At 41.8% G+C, this 6,867-nt stretch carries 9 protein-coding genes and 1 riboswitch; of the genes, 8 read left to right on the top strand and 1 reads right to left on the bottom strand.

The features are described from left to right. Positions 1 to 277: 277 nt before the first annotated feature. Positions 278 to 322: riboswitch (PreQ1 riboswitch) on the top strand. Positions 323 to 434: 112 nt separating this feature from the next. The 5 genes from I4V44_RS12005 to I4V44_RS11985 all read left to right on the top strand — a co-directional run bounded on the left by I4V44_RS12005 (position 435) and on the right by I4V44_RS11985 (position 4,717). Beyond that, entirely contained in the window at positions 435 to 1,424 is a 990-nt protein-coding gene (locus I4V44_RS12005) for a nucleoside hydrolase (protein WP_196002778.1), read from the top strand. Beyond that, positions 1,421 to 1,978 carry an ECF transporter S component gene (locus tag I4V44_RS12000; protein ID WP_008706068.1) on the top strand — a complete coding sequence of 186 codons (558 nt, stop codon included), beginning with the start codon at positions 1,421 to 1,423 and terminating at the stop codon, positions 1,976 to 1,978. The genes I4V44_RS12005 and I4V44_RS12000 overlap by 4 nt, the downstream gene beginning before the upstream one ends. Further along, positions 1,978 to 2,628, top strand: coding sequence for an SDR family NAD(P)-dependent oxidoreductase (locus I4V44_RS11995; RefSeq protein WP_019160766.1), 651 nt, complete (start codon positions 1,978 to 1,980; stop codon positions 2,626 to 2,628). Before I4V44_RS12000 ends, I4V44_RS11995 begins: the two co-directional genes overlap by 1 nt. Before the next feature lie 136 nt (positions 2,629 to 2,764). Further along, on the top strand, positions 2,765 to 4,123 hold the full coding sequence (locus I4V44_RS11990; RefSeq protein WP_117845950.1) for a M20 family metallopeptidase: 1,359 nt from the start codon (positions 2,765 to 2,767) through the stop codon (positions 4,121 to 4,123). Positions 4,124 to 4,162: 39 nt separating this feature from the next. Then, the gene (locus I4V44_RS11985; protein WP_196002777.1) at positions 4,163 to 4,717 is read left to right on the top strand and encodes an alpha/beta hydrolase; all 555 of its coding nucleotides are present in this window, start codon (positions 4,163 to 4,165) and stop codon (positions 4,715 to 4,717) included. Positions 4,718 to 4,848: 131 nt separating this feature from the next. Here I4V44_RS11985 and I4V44_RS11980 read toward each other — a convergent pair whose 3' ends face one another. Further along, positions 4,849 to 5,022 carry a hypothetical protein gene (locus I4V44_RS11980; protein WP_008706056.1) on the bottom strand — a complete coding sequence of 58 codons (174 nt, stop codon included), beginning with the start codon at positions 5,020 to 5,022 and terminating at the stop codon, positions 4,849 to 4,851. 198 nt (positions 5,023 to 5,220) lie between these two features. On the opposite strand from I4V44_RS11980, the gene I4V44_RS11975 reads away from it, so the two are divergent. The 3 genes from I4V44_RS11975 to I4V44_RS11965 all read left to right on the top strand — a co-directional run bounded on the left by I4V44_RS11975 (position 5,221) and on the right by I4V44_RS11965 (position 6,866). Beyond that, a complete protein-coding gene (locus tag I4V44_RS11975) occupies positions 5,221 to 5,436 on the top strand; it encodes a hypothetical protein (RefSeq protein ID WP_022379879.1) in 216 nt (71 codons plus the stop codon). Continuing rightward, positions 5,436 to 6,335: a hypothetical protein gene (locus I4V44_RS11970; RefSeq protein ID WP_196002776.1), complete on the top strand. Its 900-nt coding sequence runs from the start codon at positions 5,436 to 5,438 to the stop codon at positions 6,333 to 6,335. The genes I4V44_RS11975 and I4V44_RS11970 overlap by 1 nt, the downstream gene beginning before the upstream one ends. Positions 6,336 to 6,536: 201 nt before the next feature. Beyond that, positions 6,537 to 6,866, top strand: a complete 330-nt coding sequence (locus tag I4V44_RS11965; RefSeq protein ID WP_019160773.1) for a PadR family transcriptional regulator — start codon at positions 6,537 to 6,539, stop codon at positions 6,864 to 6,866. The last annotated feature ends 1 nt before the right edge of the window (position 6,867 follow it).

The raw sequence follows: 6,867 nt of genomic DNA, 5'->3' as shown, positions 1-6,867 counted from the left end.
ATATTCTGAAAGAAGGAAAAAGAATATATAAAAAATGTGCATAATAGCACAGAAAAGATCCGTAACCGGATAAAAAAAGAACCGCGGGACACGCGGGGATAGCCTGTTTTAGCTTTGCCCTGAAGGGCAATCGAGCAGGAAGCCCCCACTTCAAAATCTGTAAGATTTAAGTGGCGGGAGCATGTCACGAGATTTCTGCTCTTAGAATATGCTGCAAATCTCAAATGGTGTATGCGCTAACTGTTGTCATGCATGGAAATATGTGTTAAAATAACCACCGAAACTGGTTCGAAACCCTCCCAGTATAAAAAACTAGGCAAAGTAAAAAATATTGCGGTCGTTTATGAGTCGTCATAAGCGGTCTGTTTGCTGATGCTTTTGTTTATTGAGGGATAAACAAAAGTATTTTTTTTGCTTTGACAGAAAGGAATTAAATGAAAAAAAGAAAAGTAATTATTGATTGTGATCCGGGGATTGATGACAGTCTTGCGATTATGCTTGCACTGAAATCACCGGAAATCGAAGTGATCGGAATCACCATTGTGTGTGGAAATTCACCGGTGGAGATGGGATTTGGAAATGCAAAGAAAATCCTGAAGCAGATGAACCGTCTGGACGTTCCTGTATACATTGGGGAAAGTACTCCCTTAAGGCGGGATTATGTGAATGCTCTGGACACTCACGGAGAAGACGGGCTTGGCGAAAGCTTTCTGCCTGAAGTAACCGGTTATCAGCAGCAGATCAGTGCTGTGGATTTTCTTGCTGATGTGCTGAAAAAAGAGAAAGTATCCATAATCGAACTGGCACCTATGACCAATCTTGCCAGACTGATCCAGAAGGATAAAGAAGCATTTTCCTGTATTGAGGAGATTGTTTCCATGGGCGGCAGCTTTAAAAGTCATGGAAACTGTTCACCTGTTGCAGAATACAATTACTGGTGTGACCCGGACGGGGCTTCCCTGGTGTATGAGACACTCCATCAGAATGGCCAGAAAATCCATATGGTGGGGCTGGATGTGACGAGAAAGATTGTGCTCACGCCTGATCTGCTGGAGTATATGTGCCGTCTTAACAAAGAAATAGGGGAATTTGTAAAGAAGATTACGAAATTCTATTTTGATTTCCACTGGGAATGGGAGCATATCATTGGCTGTGTGATCAATGATCCCCTGGCAGTGGCATATTTTATCAATCCGGAACTCTGTAAAGGCTTTGATTCCTATGTACAGATTGAAACAGAGGGGATTTCTCTTGGACAGTCTGTTGTGGATTCTATGAATTTCTACCGGAAAGCTCCAAATGCAAGGGTGCTGACTGAGGTAGATGTGTATGGATTCTTTCAGATGTTTCTTTCAAGGATCCTTGATCAGAAACCGGAAGAACTGGATATTTTACAAGATTTAATACGAGGAGATTTAAAATGAAAACTGAAAAAATAAGTGTACAGAAAATCTGTATGATCGCTTTTGCTATCTGCATTAATTTTGTGGGAGGACAGATTGCTTTATTTCTGAAGCTTCCTATTTATCTGGACAGTATTGGAACAGTATTTGTGGCTGCTGTCCTGGGACCCTTTTATGGAATGCTGCCTAATCTGCTCAGCGGCCTGCTGATGGGAATGACTGTAGATATTTATTCCCTGTATTACGCTCCGGTAGGAATTCTTCTTGGTTTTGTGACAGGTCTTGTGTACAGAAAATTCCAGCCGAAAAAGTGGCAGATATTTCCGGCTGCTCTTGTGATCACACTTCCATCTACTATAATCAGTTCCTGTATTACGGCATTTTTATTTGGAGGAATCACTTCTTCTGGATCCACTGTTCTTGTACAGCTTCTGGCAAAAACACCTCTTGGAATGGTAGGAAGCTGTTTTGTAGTTCAGTTTATCACGGACTACATTGACAGGGTTCTGTGTATTGCAGTGGCAGCAGTTCTTATTACAGCGCTGCGTAAAAGTATGAAGGAGAATTTTGCCTGATGAAAGTCCTGATCACAGGCACAGCATCCGGGATCGGAAAAGGCTGTGCAGAATTTTTCCTGAAAGAAAATCATGAAGTCTATGGATTTGATAAAAATATATCCTCGATCCAACATCCGAAATATACTCATTTCTGTCTGGATATCAGAGACAAAAGCTCTTATCCGGAAATCGGACCGGTAGATATTCTGATTAATAATGCAGGGGTTCAGAATGGCGATGATATTGATGTAAATCTGAAAGGGACGATTTCTGTTACAGAACATTACGGCATTCATCCTAATATTTATTCTGTTATTATGATCGGATCAGCAAGCGGGCATACAGGTTCTGAATTTCCGGAGTATGCAGCAAGTAAAGGAGGAGTCCTTGCCTATACGAAAAATGTGGCCATGAGGATAGCTCCGTATCAGGCTACATGCAACAGTCTGGATTTCGGTGGGGTAATGACTGAACTGAACCGGCCGGTGATGGAGGATGAAAAGCTCTGGGATCAGATCATGGAACTCACACCTCTGAAACGATGGATGTCTGTAGAAGAGGCAGCAGAGTGGATTTACTTTATGGCGGTAAAAAACCGTTTCTGTACAGGCCAGAACATTCTCATTGACGGTCTGGAGGCCGGAAACTGCAATTTTATCTGGCCATAGAGTGGGTCTGAAAAATTATCTAAAAAATCATTCCTGCAATCTGCTGTTATTTTGTGCCCGAATATGATAAAATGAGAAAATAATGATAAAGATATTTCAAAGATAGAGAAAGTATTTAACAGGAGGCACAAAAATTATGGATATCAAAGAACAGATTCATGGATTAACAGAGGAGATGCTTACCAATCTGGGAAGGCTGGTTGCCATTGATTCTCAGCTTGGCACTCCCGCAGAGGGGAAACCTTTTGGAGAAGGACCTGCCAAAGCACTGGAAGAAGGTCTTAAGATTGCACAGGAGCTTGGATTTAAAACAGTCAATCTGGACAATTACTGTGGTTATGCAGAGATGGGCGAGGGTGATGAAATTGTTGGTATTGCCGGACATCTGGATATTGTACCTGTAGGCGGCGACTGGAGTTATGATCCGTTTAAACTGACACGTGAGGGTGATTATGTTTACGGTCGTGGAACAACAGATGATAAGGGACCTGTTCTGGAAGCTCTTTATGCAATGAAGCTTCTCCGCGATTCAGGTGTGAAGCTGAACAAGAGAGTACGTCTCATTATGGGATGTAATGAGGAAACAGGTTCCAAATGTATGGAACATTATAATGAAGTGGCAGAAGAATTATCCTGTGGCTTTACCCCGGATGCCAGCTTCCCGTGTATTCATGGAGAAAAGGGACTTCTGCAGATGATGGCTTATTCCAAGAACACGAAAATCATCTCTGCAGATGGAGGTTTTGTTTTTAACGCAGTATGCGATTCCTCCACAATAGTTGTTCCTGCCGAAGAAGGACTGAAGGAGAGACTGGAAGCTGTACTTGCAGAGACAAAGCTTCAGGAATATAAGGTAACAGAGGAAAGTGGACAGATCAGTATTTATGCAAAGGGAGTTCCGGCACATGCCAGCACACCGACTCTTGGTGTCAATGCAATAGGTGTTACTTTTGAATGTCTCGAGAAAGCAGGATTTAAGGACGATTTTGTGGAATTCTATAATACACATATCGGCACATCCTGCGATGGTAAGGGCATTGGACTGAAATTTGCAGATGAGTATGGCGAACTTACTCTTTGCAACGGTATGATCAAAACAGAGAATGATGTGATCTCCTGTACAATTGATATCAGAGTACCTGTAACACTGAAATCAGATGAAGTCCGCAGGATGTGTGAGGGCAGACTTGAGGATGAGAATGGACGTATAGAGATTCTGGGAATTGGTGATGCCTTATTCTTCCCAAGAGAATCCCCACTGGTAAATGCTTTATACAAAGCTTACACAGATGTAACAGGCGATACAGAGAACAAGCCGATGGTGATCGGTGGCGGCACTTATGCAAAGTCTCTTAAGAATATCATTGCATTTGGACCTGAGAAGCCAGGAATCGATTATCGTATCCACAGTGCAGATGAATTTATCCTCGTATCCGGCATGGAAGAGGCAGTTCTGGTTTATATGGAAGCAATTAAGAATCTTCTGGCAATCTGATGAAAAATGATGGAGCAGCTATTAAATGGAGAGCAGAACATGAAGGCAGCAGTATTTTTCCCTGGTATCGGGTATCATTGTGACAAGCCGCTTTTATATTGTTCACGAAAGCTGGCGCAGGAATGCGGCTATGAAGAAACAATTGCATTAAGCTATACTTATGATGGCGGAAATATCCGGGGAAATGAAGAAAAAATGCAGCAGGCATTCGAAAGCCTTTATGAACAGGCGGAGAAAAGTCTTTCTGCCGTTGACTTTGACAAATATGATGAAATATTATTTGTCGCAAAAAGCGTAGGCACGATCATAGCATCCGCATATGCAGAGAAACACAGCATCAGATGCCGGCAGATACTATACACATCATTGAAATACACCTACAATTTTGCTCACAGAGAAGCCATTGCCTTTATCGGAACTTCAGATCCATGGAGTATTGTTTCTGAAGTACAGGCTTTTTCTCAAAAACAGCAGGTGCCAATGTATACTTATGAAAATGCAAACCATTCACTGGAAACAACAGATACACTGGAAAACCTGAAAATTCTCCAGGATGTTATGGGGAAAACCAAGGGATTTTTGGAGCGGAAATAAGAAAAAGCATATAATCATATTGAGTAGATATGGGTGAAGAAGTGTCAAGAAACTATTTCTTGACACTTCTTTTTGCTCCATGTGATAATCAATGATGCAAATTATTTTGCTGTGAGTCGGAGACTGCCCAATCAGTCAATGATACTATACTGCATCATTTCATAATGTAATCTGCATCCTTCTGTGATGTCAAAGGGCAGAAGTGCCCGCGCTACGAGTTTTAATTCTTCTTCAGGCAGATCTGTTCTGCGAAGATGTGCATAGTCACCGTCAATAGATTCTACGATATAATCACAAACTAACATAAAAATCCTCCATTTTACATTTTGTGTAACACAATGATCATATGATGTTAGGGTCAAAAAGCATTTTGCCCCTAACTTGATATCTATAGAATACCACAGAGAAAACAGATATCACAAGTGTCTTCGAACCATATAGACATAAAAAGAGGGCAGTGTTATAATTTTTCCTAAAGAAAATGCAATATGGGAGGTATCGCAATGTCTAAAGTTGTAAAGCTTTCATCCGTAATGGAAAGGGAAGAAAAATTAAAGGAAATCTATGAAGGTCTGGAAGAAATAAAAGATCAGCTGACAGCACTGATCGATGAGTATGAAGAAGAGGAGACACACACAGGAAAAGCAGATGAACTGATCGAAGCCCTGGATGCCCTTGAAGATGCTTCGGAAACTATAGAGGATGTGCTGGAAAATTAATGAGGGAGAAAGCATATTTTCACCTGCCCGGGCTGTTTGAGTTTTATGAACTGTATCGGATGTTTTTGCCATTATATCGGGAACACAGGGAATATTTTTATGACTGGTGCGAAATAGGTTCCGTATATGGTGCTCCGGCAGACTGTGTCTGGGGTGGAGGCAGGGCAGGCTTCGGAGAGAATGATCCGGAGGAGGTTCTTGAACTGATGCAGGAATATGGGATTTCTGCCCGACTGACTTTCAGCAATTCCCTGCTTCGCCAGGAGCACCTTTCAGACAGAAAATGCAATGCACTGTGCCGGTTGTTTGAGAGAAACAGAGAACCGCAAAACGGCGTGATCATTTATTCAGAATTGCTCTTGGAATATATTAAGGAGCAGTATCCGGGACTCTATTTTGTTTCCTCCACTACTAAGGTTCTGACAGATTTTACACAGCTTGAGGAAGAAATCAGGAGAAAAGATTTCCATTATGTTGTGCCGGATTTCCGGCTAAACAAGGCTTTTGATAAGTTAAATACATTGTCTCAGGCTGAGAAGGACAAAGTAGAATTTCTCTGCAATGAATGCTGCTGGTTCGGCTGCAGGGACAGAAAAGCCTGCTATGAAACGGTCAGCCGCAAGAATCTGGGTGAAAACTGCCCGGAGCATTACTGCAAGGCACCAGAAGGAGAGAGGGGCTATCTTTTTTCAAAAGCTATGGAGAATCCGGGATTTATTGGAATCAATGATATCCGGGATATCTATTTGCCAATGGGATTTTCAAATTTTAAAATAGAAGGAAGAGGACTCGGCAGTGCCCTGATACTGGAATTTCTGCTCTATTACATGACCAGACCGGAATACCAGATACATGTCAGAGAAAAAATCTATTTGGACAGTATGCTGGATCTGTTTTGAGAGATTTATACCACCGCATTGTGTTACTATATGACAATGCGGTGGTTTTTCTGTCCGAAAAAGTATGTAGATACCAGAACTCGGTTGCCGTAGCAGTGAAGTTGTCAAAATTATTCCGGAAACAGTTGACATAGCATACAGGTTCCTTTATTATATAGATAACCGATATATAGACAACCTATACAATGGGAGGTGAATACTATGGCTATTGAAAAATCACTGGTTTCCGGGAGTATGACAATGCTTATACTGAAATTGCTGTCAGAAAAGGATATGTATGGATATGAGATGATCGATACCCTGCGGCAGAAATCTCAGAACGTGTTTGAGCTGAAGGCAGGAACTCTGTATCCATTACTGCACAGTCTGGAGGATAAAGGATTTCTGACAGTATACGAACAGGAAGCTGCCGGAAAGACCAGAAAGTATTACAGCCTGACCAGACAGGGAAGAGGATTTCTGGAAAAGAAAGTTGAGGAATGGAAAGAGTATTCTGCAGCAGTGACCAACGTGCTTGTAATGGAGGTGTGAT

Source organism: Blautia sp. 1001283B150304_161114_C9, assembly GCF_015668165.1.
GTDB lineage: Bacteria > Bacillota > Clostridia > Lachnospirales > Lachnospiraceae > Blautia_A > Blautia_A wexlerae.
The sequence above is the reverse complement of the archived record's forward strand: the minus strand, read 5'-3'. Positions and strand labels throughout refer to the sequence as shown.